We start from the raw sequence: 15962 nt of genomic DNA on the forward strand, positions 1-15962 counted from the left end.
ATCAGTTAGTCTATCAACAACTTAGATAATTATTTAAATATTTAGAATATAACCTTGAACATTTTAACATCCTGATATAAAATACACATAAGGAGTTTGGTATACAATATCCCTTGGAGGTGAGAAAAGAAAAAAATTAACGTAGGAAGTTACTATACTTAGAGGAACAGAGATTAAATACTTATCCGACTTGAAATTAAAGGGTATTAAAAACTCAAAGGAGTGTTCTACATGGGGAAATATATTGTCTTAACTAATAAAGATACCTTCCAAACAATTCTCGAAAACGATGGGTTAAAACCGATTGAAACCTACCATTTCTATTTCTTTGACAATTTAAAAGCGAAATATACGATTGCTGAAGTCCTTGATGAAACGATTAAAATTCGATTATTTGAAAATTTTGAAGGAAAAGAATATGTTAATCAGATAGCTGTAAAGTTTTTTGAAAAGTTTGATACCATTGAAGCTGCTCGCGAGGAATTAAATGAGATTGTCAAGGCGTCCGGGAACAGCGTGGATTCTGTCAACTCCAAACTGGTAAAATCAGCTGAGGTAGCCGTTTAGAAAATTTATTGTACAAAAAAAATAGCTTTTCTATATATAATTTCCGGAGAGGTAGCTTTGCTCTCCGTTTTTTTGTCTTGATATTGTTTTTAAAGTACAAAAAACCGCCGGCTTTTAAGCGGCGGTTGAATAAGTAACTTTAGAACTTAAGAGTTTTTCTTAGTGAAGCTAGTTTTTTCTCAGCTTTTTCTGCAGCCCTTTTGGATCTAAATAGAAAGTTAAACATTTAAAAGCCCCCTATTAATTGAGTTATTTGATAATGTAATTGTATAATGGAATTAACAATAAAACAAGAATTTTGTATACCAAATACCATATTTATTCATAATTAATGGCAAATTCGTGACAAAATTAGCCTAAATAATAATATATGGTATACAATTCATTAAAGATTGGGTGGTTGATATGCTGAGGTATATGTTTTTTATCGTAATTTTATTGTATCTATTTTCTGTGTTATTGCCTGTGCTAAATCTGGGTGTACTAATCTCCTGTCTATGTCTTGCGATTGTGCTAATTACCTTATTTCAAGCCAAGCGATTTGTTCAAGTTTTAGGAGGTACATTTTTGCTGCTTGGAGTGGTCTTATTATGGACAAGCGGGGCTTCCTGGCATCAATATATTCTTTCTTTCGGCCCTATGCTGGACTTGCTTACCATGTTTACACTGATTCCGATTTTAGGGATACCGATAAAACTAGGCGGTTATAGCGGGGGCATACAAAATATTATTCAAAAAAGAGTAAAAACCTCTGGTCAATTGTACATGATTACGTCTGGCATATCTTATTTTTTTAGTATTTTTATGAATCTGGCCACATTACCAATGACATACTACTCGATTAGGCCTGCATTAGATGTCATTCCCGTTGAGAATAAGGAACGGTTCATGAGCCGAGCGATTACGCGCGGGTTTGCCATGCCTTTAATATGGGCACCTGTTACACCAATTGTCGGGATAGTTATCACAATGACAGGAGTTAGCTGGGTCTCGATACTCCCGTATGTCATTCCCTTAAGCATCGTAGGTATGGGGGTGGATTGGTATATCGGCTCACGTAAGGCAAATTTCATGATCCAAAACAAAAAGGACCTATCCGTCCACGAAACCGCTGCTACGGTCGAACCAACAGGTCAGATGAATCGTTCGGGTAGAGTCTTTCAAATTCTCTTGGCAATCATCATTTTTAACGTGGTCATTTCTGTACTAGAATCAAAGTTTCCTTATCCGTTTTTAATTTTAGTATCCTTACTTGTCATTCCATTTTCGTTTACCTGGTCCTTCCTCTTAAAACAGAGTAAAGAGTTCGGAGCCCAGTTGGTCCAGCATTTTCAATCCTTCTCTGTAAGTATGAAGGATCAATTCTTCATATATTTATCAGCAGGTTTTTTTATCTCAACCATTAATGTTTCCCATAATAATGTATTGCTAGATGCATGGGTAAATAAATTTATTAATTTTTCAGGTGTGGAAATCTTTTTGATATTACTGCCTTTAATCCCGCTAGCTTTTGCTTTTCTAGGGCTGCATCCCGCAGTTTCATTAGCTCTAATGACAGAAGGCTTGAATCCAGAGGTGATTGGGATTTCACCACATATTCTGACTGTGGCGATGTTAGCAGGAGCTGTATCAGCGTTTCTAGTGGGTCCATATAATGCCACATTGGGACTTATGTCAAACATCGTCAAGGAAAGCTCCTATAAAGTATCGAACTGGAATCTTTCCTTCGCAAGTATTTATATCGGATTTGTCATGTTGTATCTATTTATTTTACAAGTGTTTTTTGCCTAACACAGCCGCTCATCACTAAAGGTGTCAATCATTTGATTGACACCTTTAGCAATTTAATGGCTTGTAGGACCATCACTAGATTTCTCTGCTTTAATTTCTTTGACTATTTCCTTAGCAAAGTGCCCAAGACTCCCCTCATTATAGGAACGTATCACTTCGGGTGCCAGCGATGTTAGCGCTCTTTTAAGGTATTCTGGAGATAATCCTCTGTCCGCAAATTCAGTCTCGATATTGATTGCCGTTTTTAAGGCAAAATACGTGGCTAATTTATTTACCTCTGTTAAACAACTTTCACGATCAATTTTTACCCTTCCAATCTCCTCAAAAAGCTCTTTAATCTTTGGGGGTAATACGGATTCAGTAATAAATAAACCATTTGCGTGTTCCAATAAATCTCTAGAATGACCCATATACTTCATGCCATGAACCTCTAAGCTTGGAAACTTGGTCATTAGCTCATTGGTAGCAAAGTTCGTTGCCATATTAATGATAGATGGTGTATGCTGAGCATTGCTCTGGAGCTTTAAGCTTGAGATAAACGGAATAATCTCCGTAGCAGGAAGTGCGAGAACTAAGATATCTACATTACCTATTTCACTTTCTGTTAAGTGATAGCCATTTTGAAATAGGTGGAGATAATTTCTGGCTTTTGTTTCAACTGGGTGGTAAACACCTATTGGGATTGACTTTTTATCCCAATGAGTCATCAAAGCAGTTCCTAATTTTCCTATCCCTACTAAACCAATCCTTGGTTGTTTCATCCTTTATCCCTCTTTTCGTTTCATCCTATGTTTATTGTCTTTTCAAGATAACAAATATTTTCTTGTTTAAACTACAAATAATAAGGCTACCCCAAAAATCAGTTCGCTGCTGACTTTTGGAATAGCCTCTTTATTTATTAGCGACCCCTAATCTCTGTATCTAGTCTAATGTAAAGTTATAGTTGATTAAACTGTTACTTTACCAAATGAAAACTGCCAGTATTGTAGCAATGGTAAGTCCGGTTATAACTGGGAAGAAATTCTTTCTGGCCAGTTCTAACGGTGATACTTGTAGGAACCCGGCAACTGCAACAAGAGATGACCATGCAATCAGCGTACCTCCGCCGCTCCAAACCGCTCCCATCTGCCCTATAGCTGCCAGAACGGAAGGATCGATATTACTTCCAGGTCCAATCGCTCCAGACAAAGCACCTGTTAACGGTAGCCCTGCAAACCCAGAACCATCTAACCCTGTAATGATTCCAACGATTAAGATACTAAATGCTGCTATAACTGGGCTATGTGGAATATAATTTTGACCTGCTTGGATCAAATCAAATAGAAAGCCTGGTTTGGCTGCATCTTCACTTAAGGAAAGGATTGACGCTGAAAAGTCTCCGCTTCCCATAAAGAAGTAGCCTGCAATCGGAATAACGGGTGCCATCGCCCTAAATGCGAACACAAAACCTTCGGTAATATGTTCACTAATTTTATCGAGTGCATGAATTCGGTTAAAAGCAATCGTCGCCAACACTAAGAGAATGGTTGCCACTCCTCCAATAAAAGCTGCGCCGTCGCCTCCCTCAAATCCAGCTCCACCGCCAATTTTTGTCTGGAACATAAAAATCATAACAGCAAGCATTGCTAAAGGCACAATAATCGCAAAGATTTTTCCCCATTTTTCTTTTACTTTAATAACTTCAGCAGTTTCTTCTACTGTAGCAGCAAGTTCTTCGGTAACTTGGAAGAATGCCTTCTCCTCTTTATTAATCTCATTAACAGATCTTTTTGTAATCGCTTTTCGATGTGTGGCATACACAATCGCTAGAGAAGTTATTCCAGTAATGAGAGAAAGAATGAAGGCCTTATCTGATACTAAGGATTTATCAATTCCTGCGGCTTTCGCACTAAGCATTGGGGCTACTTGCATAATATAGTCTGATGAAAGTGCCATACCTTGTCCTGCAATAACAATAACCATTGCTGAAGTCATGACTGGCAATCCTGCACTTACTGCTGCAGGCACTAACAAAGCACAAATTAACGGAACAGCTGGGGTTGGCCAGAAAAAGAGTGAAATCACAAACGTAGTGACCATTAACACTAAATAAGAAACGTGTCCGTTTACCATTATTTTTTTGATCGGCACGACCATCCTTTTATCTGACCCTAGATCCTTCAAGGAATTAAGAAGACCGATCATGATGGAAATGATTAGGAAAATACTAAATAGTTCCTTTGCGGCAACTAGGTTTGCATTAAAGACGGCTTGAAAACCGCCGATCACGCTCCCTTTATACACGGCTGCTACTAAAAAGGTTCCAACTATAAGAGGTAAGACAACACCTTTTCTAAAAAGCATGATAATAATAACGGCTACAGTGACTACTAGATAAACCCAATGAGCTGCTGTTAATTCCATATTTCCCCTCCGTTGTTTTAAAAAATTTTTAAAACGATTGATGCGAAAGATTTCTTTAATTATTGGAAAAGACCGTAGGTGAAGGAATACCAGTTATAAATGGCTCGTTACCATGGTGTATATCCTCTACTTCTGAATTTCTTTTCTTATTCCCTATAAAGATTACAATTGCTATTTTCAATAAAAGAATAAATTCAAGAGATTGCCTTGCATATTGTAGATTGTATACCATGATAACAAAAAAATATTTTCGTAATTTCTGATTACAACTAAATACTGAATTAAAATCAACTTCAATAACACCATTTTTCGACTTCCTAAAGCAATCAATCTACCTAAAAATAAATTTGAACATGAATGCGCTTACACATTTTTTTACTGGTTTTTAAGTAGTTTGATTATGAAGGAATAATCCAGATCATCCCCCTCTTTTTCACTATGTACACCTTGTTTTCTTAAGGTTGAAAATAATATACCATTATTCTCTAATCTTTGCAAATAATTTAGAAAATTTAGAAGTTTATATAAATTCATATGATTACTATTGCTTTTGTGGATCGAATCGGCTAAAATGTATAAAATCGATGGTATATGGTATACAAATCACTTTAAATACATAGATTGGTAACTTTATAGTTCATTGCTATAAAAATTTTAATCCGAGGAGAATGAAAATGCTTAGAGCTGGTATCATTGGATATGGAACGCTTGGAAGGAGTATTAGCGAGTTAATTGAGTCAGGACATGCTGGTGATGTCGCCCTTCAAGCCCTTTTGGTTAGAACCCCACTTGGTCCTTTAGGCAACCCACCTAGTCAATGTAAAGTAACTACTAATGAAGATGTTTTTTTTAACCAAGATTTAGATATCATTATTGAAGCAGCCGGTCATCATGCCCTCCAACTATATGGTGAAAAAGCCCTTTCCTCAGGAAGTAATTTAGTCATCCTTTCTGTCGGTGCTTTAGCAAATATAGACTTTTATGAGTCCTTACAGGCGGCCGCAACTAAATACAATAAACAAATGATAATACCCTCTGCAGCAATCGCTGGATTGGACCGAATCGCTGCTGGTGTATTGGGAGAAATTGATGAAATCACCCTTATAACAAGGAAGCCAACAAAAAGTTGGTATGGGACGATTGCGGAGGAGAAAGTAGATTTAGAAACAATTAAAGATCCTTTTTGTATTTTTAATGGCAATGCCAGAAACGCTGCAAAATTATTCCCTGAAAACGTGAATGTATCCGCGGCACTAAGTCTTGCCGGGATTGGATTCGAAGAAACGAAGGTTCAAGTTTATGTGGACCCAACGATTCAAATGAATACCCACACAATCACTGCGAAGGGCTTTTTTGGTCAAATGGAAATAACGATTCAAAACAAGCCTTTTAAGCAAAATCCTAAATCTAGTCCTATAGTGGCGATGAGTGTCGCAAAAGTATTACAGAATCTAACCACCTCAGTCGTAATCGGACTTTAATAACTTGCAGACAGAATTAGAAAAACTCCACCAGTGGATGGAGTTTTTTTATTTATTTACTCTTTTTTACTTGATTAACAGCCTCAATATACGCTTTTCGAGAATTTTCAATATGAATCTTCGTCAAATACTCAGCCATTTCTATTTCCTGATTGATAATGGCTTCCATAATTCGTAAATGTTCTTCCATCGACTGCACCGGCCGGCCTGGATTTTTATAACCTGTCTTGGCAAATGCCCGAATATAATCTGACAACCCACTTAGTATTTCATATAATTTTGAATTTTTTGCTGAACTGTATAATAAATGATTCAATTCACCATGTAAATTAGAGAAATCATTATCATTCTTTTCCTTTAAGCAGACTTCTACTTTTTTACAGTACTCGACAAACTTACTTTTGGTTTCATCGTCTAATTTTTGAGCAGCTAATTTTGCTGCCAAAACCTCAAGTGAGGAAAGAATCGTAAATACTTCAATAATTTCCTTATCTGAAATATCTGCAACTATAACACCTTTTCTTGGAACGGTTTTTACAAACCCCTGCGATTCTAATCTAAACAACGCTTCACGGATAGGTGTTCGGCTGATATTCAACCGCTCTGCCAGTTCCCGTTCCACCAAACGGTCGCCCGTTTTAAATTCACCTTCTAAAATGAGATCTTTAATGTGAATAAAGACCCTTTCGCGTAAAGACAATAGATCTTCCTCTGCCCAATTATTCCCCACGGTTTCTCCCTCTTTCTAGGTATACATTGTACCAATTATAACTTACTCTAATTGTAAACATCAAATACTATGGTTGAATTTACCAAGGGAGTGGGAATTAATTTTAAATTTTTCATCTTTGGATAGTTTCAATAGGTCTTTTGCGAGTTGAGAGTTCCCCTAAGACTGCTTGCGTAATAATCTTTGCCATAACTTCGGCCAACTTCACGACAGTGAATAATCTCGTATTATTTAAGGATTGCGCAGGTGCTAATGAATCCAGGTAATTAACCACAGCTTTCATATGGTATTCACCTACACTAGGTAAAGATTTATTAACCGCCATGCCTGGTACTAAAGAACCTTTTTTTAAAAAAATAAACCCAATTTGTCGTTCATCCCCCAAACAAGCATCAATACCCAAGATAAATGGTTGATTATGTTTTTGATAAATGTCGTTGAGAATTTTCTTTATATTTAAGGCATGAACTGGTTTTTCTAAGGTTCCATAAACCGGAAAAGGAATGTCTGCTTCTGTTAACATCGTCCCGACAATCGGGCCAAGTGAGTCTCCTGTGGAACGGTCTGAACCCACACACAAAATTATGACTTCCCTCGAGGTACTACTAAGGACTTCTTTGAGTTTATTGACAATATCAATTAGCTCGGTTCCCTCTGTAGTCTCTTTAACGGAAACATAGCATGACCTTTCTGCCTTCTCAGTCGTCTTTTTCTTGCCGTCAAAAGGCCACATAAACATCAACCCTCTTCTCAAGTTGTAGTTTATACACGTTTGCTTTTATTTTATGATACCTAACGTAAAACCTGCCATAATCCTGCAAATAAAAATCTCATAAAAGAACTCCAGAGTTCACAATTTTGTAACAAAACAGTACCTGACCCCCGCTATTGTACAACTTTAAAGCAGTGGGAGTCAGGCACTTTATATACTTTCAATTAAGTTAATTCGATGATAAAGTTCTTTATTTATTGGAGTTGAGATCCCATATTTATCTGCCAATTTTAGGACAGCTCCGGAGAACAGCTCCACCTCACTTGGACGTCTGGCTTCGACATCTTGAGCCATGGATGGTTTTCCGTCTGGACTTAAGGTTGCTAATACACGTAACCAATAGTCTAAATCTGCTTCGGTTAAGTGGATGCCTGCTCTTTCAGATAGCGTGATTACCTCTCTCATCGCAGCAATCATCATCTCTCTTGCTTCTCCTTCTCGTTGAATCTCACCATAGTTGCTCTGAAAGACAGCTACGGTTTGATTGACACCGACATTTAACATAAACTTTCCCCATTGTCTCTTAACCATATTGGTATCGACCTCATAGGGAACTGACATTTTTTCAAAAAAAGCCGCCACACTGTTAACATTTTCGGAAATTAAACCAGGTTCTTGTTCACCAAAGCAAAGCATTCCCATATGGTCGTATCTGAGTTGATTCCCGACCTTAACGGCATCCATTCCTTGGGCCACACAATATAAAATTTTCTCGTGCCCAAATGCCTGTCCAATGACAGCCTCACTGGAAATCCCATTTAAAGCCGATAAAATAATCGTCTGGTCACCAATATGATTCTTTACCGCTTGGATCGCATCCTTTAAACCACTATATTTCACCGTGAAAATGAGTAAATCAGCTGGCACACATTTTTCATCAGGTGTCAGATAAGTGAAATCGCAGCTTTCTCCGTTACAATAGACGTGTTCATTATTATATTTGGTTATTCGGTCCCGGTCGGCAATAATTCGTAAATCTGCTTTTGGCATTTTCTTTGATAAATGATGTCCAAAAAGTATTCCTAATGCACCTAAACCAATGATCGATACCTTTTTTATCTCTATCACACATTTCATTCCTTCCATATTGAAAAAGTGCTTTTTGCGTATTTTGTATTTTGATTTTGCAACTAAATAGTATGTAAATAGGCTTTCACAAATCTATTTTACTACTTGTATTTTATTAATGAAATATAAAAACTCTGTTGAAATAGAATCCCAACAGAGTTTTTAACCAGCAAAATCTATTACTTATATTCCGCCCCCATCATCATGGATGGTACTGTTTTCCTTGCGAATAGTCGCTGAAAGGCTGATCACACCCACAGTTGCGATCAATGTACTTACAATGATAATAATATTATAAATATTAATCTTAACTAAGAGATTAATCAGGATATAAGAAATAACAAGCGAAGCTAAAGGTGAGATTAGCCAGACTTTTAGAATTCTTTGAATGACTGATTTTTGCCAAATACCAAACCCCTTTTGTGAGGCACCCACACCTAATATTCCACAGGTGGTTACTTGGGTGAGAGGAATTGGCAAACCAAACAGTGATGCGACAATAACGAGGGTTCCTCCTGTAAAGGAAACCGCACTCCCTTCTAGCAAGGAAAGTCTGGTGATTTTCTTCCCATTCGTTTCAAGCACCTTGCTCCCAAGTAAAATCGCTCCGATTGAAACGAATAAACCACCGATCAAGATTCCTTTACTCGTGGAAATCATCCCAGCCCCTACCAGCGGACCAACGGCATTTGCTACATTATTCATCCCAGCTGAAAAGGCCTCTAAACAGCCCCCTATGACAAGTAATACCGCCAGCCATTTTTTCCATTTTCCATTCTTAGTTAAACCGACCCAACGCTTTTCAGCAGCGGATATCAACTTTCCAAGTCCAAAGGTAATGAGAAATGAGACGATTGGAACTAACACCCAGAAGAAAACAATCACCAAAAGATTATTTATGTATAAACTTTTAAAAGCGATCCCAGCACCTACAATCGATCCAACGGTAACCTCACTTGTCGATAAAGGGATTCCTAACATATTTGCAATAAACAATGTCAACGTAGCTCCCGCAAGGATAAGGACGACTAATTTAATCGTAAGGAGATTGGAAGGAATAATTCCCTCGCCAATCGTTTTCACAACCTCTCCACCACCAAGTACAGCACCTAGAAAAGCTGCTAATGCAACCAAAATCATGGCCAAGCGCTTACTCTTTATGGCATCCGCACCATAGGCCGATCCCATCGATGCTGCCGTCCCACTTGCTCCAATATTCATCGCAAAGAAAAAAGCAATAATAAAAGCAATAGACGTCCAAACCATTTATAATCTCTCCTTATGTACCCAATCTATTAAACTGGTAAACACGCAACCAATTTTATACTCCCAATTCATACTATTCAGGTAGGAATAATTTAGTATTTTGTTTATTATACATTCCCAAACCACATTAATCAATCAATAATTTCAGATGTCTTCAAATTTTCAAAAAATAACTTTTTACTATTTTTAAAACCCATTTTTTGAAAATAAAAAAAGAGTCCGAAGACTCTTTTTTTTGTAGTAATTTGGATTCATACATCCACTAATGTAATGCTGTCTTAGTTGAACTCTTTAATGAAAATCCCTCGTACCCTTTAGCAGTGATTTCGGTACACTTTTGGCGATAGGCGCCGACTCCGCCTACATAAATCAGGAAGCCACGCGGCTTGTTTGGGATATTCGCCCCTGTGTACCATGAGTCAGTTTTAGTATAAAGCGTGGATTCGGCTACTTCTCTGCAATGCGTACTCCAAGCTTCTTCCGCCTCAACAGTCGCCTCAATCGTTTCCACTCCATTCTTATTCATATACTCAATACAATCCGCAATCCATTCCACATGCTGTTCAATGGAGACAGGCATATTACTCAGCACAGAAGGACTTTCAGGACCAGTAATCATAAACATGTTCGGAAAACCAACGTTTGCAATACCTAGGTAGGTCCTCGTCTGTGCTCCCCCAGCCCATTTCTCTTTCAGTGACACCCCGTTTTTACCCCGAATATCTATCTTCAATAAAGGCCCAGTCATTCCGTCGTATCCTGTGGCAAAAATAAGCGCGTCCAGTTCATATTCCGCTTCCGTGGTCCGGATCCCTTTTAGAGTAATCTCCTCAATCGGTGCTTTCTTCACGTCTACCAAGGTGACGTTTTCACGGTTATACGTTTCGTAATAATTCGTGTCAATGATTGGCCGTTTGGTACCATAAAAATAATTTGGTAAAAGCTTTTCGACCACCTCAGGGTCACCTACAATCTTACGGATCTTGGAGCGGATAAATTCGGCAGCCGTTTCGTTGGCTGCATCATTAATAAGCAGGTCATAATAGGCAGTAAAAATGCCTAATCCACCCTTCTCCCATGCCTCCTCGTATACACGCTCTCGCTCTTCAGGTGTAACCTCCAGCGCTGACTTAGTAGGTGGTACCACTGGCTGGCCTCCTTGGGATTCACGCATTTGTCGTTTTATCTCGCTGAAATTTTCTTTAGCCTGCCGGATATACTCCGGGTCGTACGGATGATTTCTCGCTGGGGCACAATACTGTGGAGTTCGTTGGAAAACGGTAAGGTGTTCAGCCTCTTGAGCGATGACTGGGATGGCTTGGACGCCAGTTGAACCAGTGCCAATAATGCCGACTCGCTTACCCTTGAAATCTACCTTTTCGTGCGGCCAATGTCCAGTGTGATACCACTCACCCTTGAAATTATGGATCCCGTTAAAGTTTGGTACATTGGCAGCAGAAAGGCAGCCAACTCCTGTGATGAAGAATTTCGCTGATACACTAGTTCCATCGTTCAAATGGATCATCCATCTATTATTCTCTTCGTTATAATGGGCAGCCAAAATACGAGTCTGAAACTGGATGTCACGACGGAGATTAAACTTGGTTGCAACAAAATTTAGGTAACTTAGTATTTCCGGCTGCTCAGGATATCGAGAGGTCCAGGTCCATTCCTTATAGAGTTCTTCTGAAAAAGTGTAGTTATAATAGATGCTTTCCGAGTCACAGCGTGCTCCGGGATACCGGTTCCAATACCATGTACCGCCAACACCATCACCCGCCTCGAAAACACGGGTAGAGAAACCAGCTTCACGTAAGCGATGAAGCGTATACAATCCCGAAAACCCTGCCCCAATAACAACAGCGTCGTAGTTGGCAACTTGATTTGACTGTTTAGTAGATTTCAATATTCCTACCTCCCGCATCTAATATTATCGTTAAACCCTGCCGACTTTTTGGTCAATTTCACTTAAAAACTTGGCAAATCTAGAAATTGATCCTATAATTCGCTCTGGAAATACCGCCATATTGGTAAAATAACCATGTACTAAACCTGATTCAATAATCGTTTCAACCTTGACCCCTGCTTCTTTTAAACGCTCAGCATAGGCTAAACCTTCATCTCTTAGGACATCATTTTCTGCGGTAATAACGTAAGCTGGTGGGAGATTGCTTAAATCCTCTGCCAATAATGGAGCAATATATTTATTTTTTGTATCCTCATCATTGTTAATATAATAATTTCCAAACCAAATCATTAAGTCTCTATCAAGACCAAATCCAGTTTGGAACTCTTGATATGACTTGGTGTCGTACCCGAGGGCCGTTACAGGATAAATAAGAACCTGGGCAGCGATGTCTGGACCATTTTGTTCTTTGGCGATTAACGATACGACGGCTGAAAGATTTCCACCTGCACTGTCACCGCCAACAACTAAATTGGAAGCGTTTCCATTTATTGCCACAGCATTTTCACTAACCCATTTTAATGCCACATAGGAATCCTCTACAGGGATTGGAAACTTATATTCAGGTGCAAGCCTATAATCGACAGAAACGACTACTCTGCCAGTTCGATTAGCAATCATTCGGCAACTTGGGTCTGCTGTCTCAAGATCTCCAATGACCCAGCCACCGCCATGGTAATAGACAAATAGAGGAAATGGTCCTTGACCTTCCGGTGTATAAATTCTCACCTTAATCTCGGCATCATCGGCGACAGGAATCATTCTGTCCTCTATCTTCGCAAGCTGGGCCAGCTCTACCTCTACGGGAGGGGCTAATGCAAACATTTCTCTTACTGTCTGTGCATCTAATGACTGGATTAATGGCATCTGGCTGAACATTTCTAAATAAGCTTTTGCTTGCGGGTCTAAATTGGCCAAAAAACATCTTCCTTTCCTAATTGGGAATTTTTCAACTTTTAAAGAAAAGATTTTCCTAAAAGTGTATCTTAAGGATATAATTTTTTGTATAATTTGAATATTCCCAATTTTAGACGTGCAATATCCCTATAAAGGAGATGATAATATGACATCTCAGTATACCTTACAGCATCGAATTCACGATTTAGAGGAAGCCACCTGCCATGAAGAAAGATTATATAAAATTCTCGAAGTATACATGGACCTTTATCCTGTCATGAATGCCTATTTATTTAGATTTTCTCCGTTAGGTTTCCTTGGTGAAGGAATCATCTTATTAACATCTGATGGTATGGTACATATTGGGGATATTCGTGACGATATTCGTTCCCTGCCGATCATTTACTCAAGCATAAATGACAAGAAAGCAAAGTATTGTTCAGGTATTGAGTATCTAAAGCAAACAAGTAGTAAATACATAACTTCTTCGAGTGTAAATTCGATCGTTGTTGTACCTATATGTTTCAGGTCTGTCATTATTGGATATATTTGCACAACGGAGTTCGCGAAAGAATCTGTGATAGATGATAAACTTCTTTCTTTATTAACCCTTTATGGCAAAGAAGTTGGAAAGTTTCTAGAAAAATTCGATAGTGTGGAAGACCCGCAAGTATTAAGTAAGCGGGAACTAGAAGTTATGAGGAGAATTGCCTGGGGAGAAAGCACAAAGGAAATGGCCGATTCGATGGAAATCAGCGAATTAACGGTAAAACAATATGTGAAAACGGCAATTAAAAAGCTTGGCGTTCAGAATCGTTCCCATGCGATTGGAGAGCTTTTCCGGAGAGGAATACTTTCGTAGTTTTTTGAAAGCGCTTTATTTCCCAAAGTAACTTACCTTAGATTAGATAAATTGGAGTATCAGCACCCAAGTGGGTGCTCTTTTTATTACACATCAAGTGCCAGGGCTATTTCATAGCAACTCAGGTCAATCTCAGTTTGTTTTCCTAAAACAAGTTTTGCTAGTTCCACGCCGAGATACGGTCCACTCGTTAATCCTGAAGCTCCTAATCCATTGGCTAAATAGATTCCTTCATAATCAGGTAAAGCCCCAATCACAGGCAAAAAGCCAGGGGTGAACGGCCGAAAACCGACTCTTGTTTCAAGATACGTACCGGCAGCTAATCCAGGTGCTACTTCTAGGGCTTTGCTTAATATTTCATGGATTCCTCCTGCCGTTATACGATTGTCAAATCCAGCATCATTTTCATGAGTCGAGCCGACGACGACTTGGCCATTTTCAAAGGTAAGAATGTAATGGTTTTGGGGTGGAATAACAACCGGCCATTGGCTCGTATCTGTTTCAGGCAACTCAAGGTGGATGATTTGTGCCTTTTGTGGTTTGACTAAAAAATGAACTCCTAATGGCTGTAAAAGCTCTTTAGACCATGCACCTGCCGTAACAATGACCTGATCCGCTAAAAATGTTGAATCATCAAGTATAATGCCAACCACTTTGTTTCTCTGCATTGCTAGGGAGGCATTCCCGTTACGGAAAGTAACACCATGCTTGATCGAGGCACGGATTAATGACTCACGTAATGCTCTTCCATTTACCCGTGCTCCTCCACTAACATGAACAGACCCATACTCCTCAGATAACGGCGGGAAAAGCCGCTTTGTTTCAGCAGGTGAAAGAATGGTTATCTCCCCAATTTCGGGTGCATCGTCCCTTCGTTTCAGTGCTCGCTCAGCCATTTGTTCGAGTTTACTCATTTCTGTATGAAGACTAATTGCCCCTACCCGTTGATAGCCCGTTTCTTTCTCGCCATCTGCTTCCAATTGAGCAATTAATTCTGGATAGTAACGAGCTCCTCCTTTTGCTAACTGATACCATGCTTTGTTTCGCCGCTGCGAAAGCCAAGGACAAACAATCCCCGCTGCGGCATCAGTGGCCTGCCCGTGATCCATACGATCCACTAATGTCACCTCTGCCCCTAATTGTGCAAGGTGATACGCTGTTGACGCCCCGAGAATTCCTGCTCCAATAACCACAATCTTTTGCATATTACACCTTTTCCGCACTTTTTAAAAAAAGGACTTAATGATTTCTTGTTCATTCATACATTCTGTACAAATGTATTCAATTTCTAGAGCATCTTCGCGTACCATGTGCTCTGTTTCTTTACCGCACTTTTCACAATAAAGATTTTTGGGGAATTCTATCATATCCTACATCACTCGCTTTATTAAATAATGTTTACAACCATAAGTGTAATGTTCCCCATGATAGCGTATTTTAGCAAAAGGCAGAAGAATTTACCACTGATGGCATTAATAAATTTTAGCTTTCATTATTCAAAAGGACCAACTTATAATGAAATGGAACAAAATCGGTTAAATTAAATACGAGCAATTTTTCATTGCTCAAAAAAACTTCGTCGGGAGTGATGTATCATGGCTAGAAACAAACTATTGGTTCCTGGAGCAGACAATGCTTTAGATCAAATGAAAGAAGAAATTGCCAACGAGTTTGGAGTTCAACTTGGTGCTGATACGACCGCACGAGCAAATGGTTCAGTCGGAGGCGAAATGACGAAACGTCTTGTCGCTTATGCTGAACAAACCCTTCAAAATCATCAAAATCAATAACAGATGATTTCCAATCGAGTAGGAGGGGGTGATTAACCCCCGACCTCTCACACCACCGTACGTACCGTTCGGTATACGGCGGTTCGAAAGTTCTATGAAATTATTTGAATTAATTGTTTTAGGCCTTGTTCTAACCAATAATTCTTATTCATGGCGAAATCAAGAGCAGGACTTTTGGAATTTCTCCAATATCCCTTTCGGGAATTGGCACATTTCCAAGCAGAGTTTGAATTAACTCCAAGTTTCTTTAGGTTTCGATATTTAGTTTTCGTTTTCTTCCATTCTTTCCACCGACAGGCTCTTAATCTTCTTCTAACATGAGCATCTATTTTTAACGAATACTTCTTAATGTCAGCGATTTTGAAGTAG

The 15962-nt window shown here is 38.9% G+C and carries 15 protein-coding genes; 5 read left to right on the forward strand and 10 right to left on the reverse strand.

Features of this window, described 5'->3' with window-relative positions; translation table 11 throughout:
• The first annotated feature begins 231 nt into the window (after positions 1-231).
• Together AB7942_RS11425 and AB7942_RS11430 are read left to right on the forward strand one after the other, a co-directional pair.
• Positions 232-567 carry a hypothetical protein gene (locus tag AB7942_RS11425; RefSeq protein ID WP_088087942.1) on the forward strand — a complete coding sequence of 112 codons (336 nt, stop codon included), beginning with the start codon at positions 232-234 and terminating at the stop codon, positions 565-567.
• A 567-nt stretch (positions 568-1134) separates the two neighbouring features.
• A complete protein-coding gene (locus AB7942_RS11430) occupies positions 1135-2358 on the forward strand; it encodes a hypothetical protein (protein ID WP_369446936.1) in 1224 nt (407 codons plus the stop codon).
• Positions 2359-2411: 53 nt separating this feature from the next.
• Here the strand turns inward: AB7942_RS11430 and AB7942_RS11435 are convergent, their stop codons facing one another.
• Positions 2412-3119, reverse strand: a complete 708-nt coding sequence (locus tag AB7942_RS11435) for a hypothetical protein (RefSeq protein WP_369446937.1) — start codon at positions 3117-3119, stop codon at positions 2412-2414.
• A gap of 199 nt (positions 3120-3318) precedes the next feature.
• Positions 3319-4761, reverse strand: a complete 1443-nt coding sequence (locus AB7942_RS11440; RefSeq protein WP_335712603.1) for a hypothetical protein — start codon at positions 4759-4761, stop codon at positions 3319-3321.
• A 674-nt stretch (positions 4762-5435) separates the two neighbouring features.
• Between AB7942_RS11440 and AB7942_RS11445 the strand changes: the two genes are divergently transcribed.
• Positions 5436-6242, forward strand: coding sequence for an aspartate dehydrogenase (locus AB7942_RS11445; protein ID WP_335439487.1), 807 nt, complete (start codon positions 5436-5438; stop codon positions 6240-6242).
• Between the two features lie 52 nt (positions 6243-6294).
• On the opposite strand, the gene AB7942_RS11450 is transcribed toward AB7942_RS11445, so the two are convergent.
• From AB7942_RS11450 to AB7942_RS11475, 6 genes are all read right to left on the reverse strand, one after another.
• Positions 6295-6972 carry a GntR family transcriptional regulator gene (locus AB7942_RS11450; RefSeq protein ID WP_369446938.1) on the reverse strand — a complete coding sequence of 226 codons (678 nt, stop codon included), beginning with the start codon at positions 6970-6972 and terminating at the stop codon, positions 6295-6297.
• Positions 6973-7084: 112 nt separating this feature from the next.
• Positions 7085-7711, reverse strand: coding sequence for a spore protease YyaC (gene yyaC, locus AB7942_RS11455; RefSeq protein ID WP_369446939.1), 627 nt, complete (start codon positions 7709-7711; stop codon positions 7085-7087).
• A 183-nt stretch (positions 7712-7894) separates the two neighbouring features.
• A complete protein-coding gene (locus AB7942_RS11460; RefSeq protein WP_369446940.1) occupies positions 7895-8812 on the reverse strand; it encodes a ketopantoate reductase family protein in 918 nt (305 codons plus the stop codon).
• Positions 8813-8995: 183 nt separating this feature from the next.
• Positions 8996-10078: a sulfate permease gene (locus tag AB7942_RS11465; protein ID WP_335439490.1), complete on the reverse strand. Its 1083-nt coding sequence runs from the start codon at positions 10076-10078 to the stop codon at positions 8996-8998.
• A gap of 262 nt (positions 10079-10340) precedes the next feature.
• The gene (locus tag AB7942_RS11470) at positions 10341-11984 is read right to left on the reverse strand and encodes a flavin-containing monooxygenase (RefSeq protein ID WP_369446941.1); all 1644 of its coding nucleotides are present in this window, start codon (positions 11982-11984) and stop codon (positions 10341-10343) included.
• A gap of 30 nt (positions 11985-12014) precedes the next feature.
• Positions 12015-12962, reverse strand: coding sequence for an alpha/beta hydrolase (locus AB7942_RS11475; RefSeq protein ID WP_369446942.1), 948 nt, complete (start codon positions 12960-12962; stop codon positions 12015-12017).
• 145 nt (positions 12963-13107) lie between these two features.
• Here AB7942_RS11475 and AB7942_RS11480 point away from each other — a divergent pair, with 145 nt between their 5' ends.
• Positions 13108-13803 (forward strand): LuxR C-terminal-related transcriptional regulator, encoded by a 696-nt coding sequence (locus tag AB7942_RS11480; RefSeq protein WP_369446943.1) that lies wholly within the window; start codon positions 13108-13110, stop codon positions 13801-13803.
• Between the two features lie 86 nt (positions 13804-13889).
• Here AB7942_RS11480 and AB7942_RS11485 read toward each other — a convergent pair whose 3' ends face one another.
• On the reverse strand, positions 13890-15008 hold the full coding sequence (locus AB7942_RS11485; RefSeq protein WP_369446944.1) for an NAD(P)/FAD-dependent oxidoreductase: 1119 nt from the start codon (positions 15006-15008) through the stop codon (positions 13890-13892).
• A 390-nt stretch (positions 15009-15398) separates the two neighbouring features.
• Between AB7942_RS11485 and AB7942_RS11490 the strand changes: the two genes are divergently transcribed.
• A complete protein-coding gene (locus AB7942_RS11490) occupies positions 15399-15593 on the forward strand; it encodes an alpha/beta-type small acid-soluble spore protein (RefSeq protein ID WP_088087953.1) in 195 nt (64 codons plus the stop codon).
• 92 nt (positions 15594-15685) lie between these two features.
• Here the strand turns inward: AB7942_RS11490 and AB7942_RS11495 are convergent.
• The coding region (locus AB7942_RS11495) for a group II intron maturase-specific domain-containing protein (protein ID WP_369446945.1) at positions 15686-15962 on the reverse strand (277 nt) is incomplete at its 5' end.

Source organism: Neobacillus sp. BF23-41, from assembly GCF_041106275.1.

What these genes read in the sequence shown, in the direction of transcription:
- AB7942_RS11425 (WP_088087942.1), top strand. Translation starts at nt 232, where the DNA reads ATGGGGAAATATATTGTCTTAACTAATAAAGATACCTTCCAAACAATT.
- AB7942_RS11435 (WP_369446937.1), bottom strand. Translation starts at nt 3,119, where the DNA reads ATGAAACAACCAAGGATTGGTTTAGTAGGGATAGGAAAATTAGGAACT.
- AB7942_RS11440 (WP_335712603.1), bottom strand. Translation starts at nt 4,761, where the DNA reads ATGGAATTAACAGCAGCTCATTGGGTTTATCTAGTAGTCACTGTAGCC.
- AB7942_RS11445 (WP_335439487.1), top strand. Translation starts at nt 5,436, where the DNA reads ATGCTTAGAGCTGGTATCATTGGATATGGAACGCTTGGAAGGAGTATT.
- yyaC (WP_369446939.1), bottom strand. Translation starts at nt 7,711, where the DNA reads ATGTTTATGTGGCCTTTTGACGGCAAGAAAAAGACGACTGAGAAGGCA.
- AB7942_RS11465 (WP_335439490.1), bottom strand. Translation starts at nt 10,078, where the DNA reads ATGGTTTGGACGTCTATTGCTTTTATTATTGCTTTTTTCTTTGCGATG.
- AB7942_RS11480 (WP_369446943.1), top strand. Translation starts at nt 13,108, where the DNA reads ATGACATCTCAGTATACCTTACAGCATCGAATTCACGATTTAGAGGAA.
- AB7942_RS11485 (WP_369446944.1), bottom strand. Translation starts at nt 15,008, where the DNA reads ATGCAAAAGATTGTGGTTATTGGAGCAGGAATTCTCGGGGCGTCAACA.
- AB7942_RS11490 (WP_088087953.1), top strand. Translation starts at nt 15,399, where the DNA reads ATGGCTAGAAACAAACTATTGGTTCCTGGAGCAGACAATGCTTTAGAT.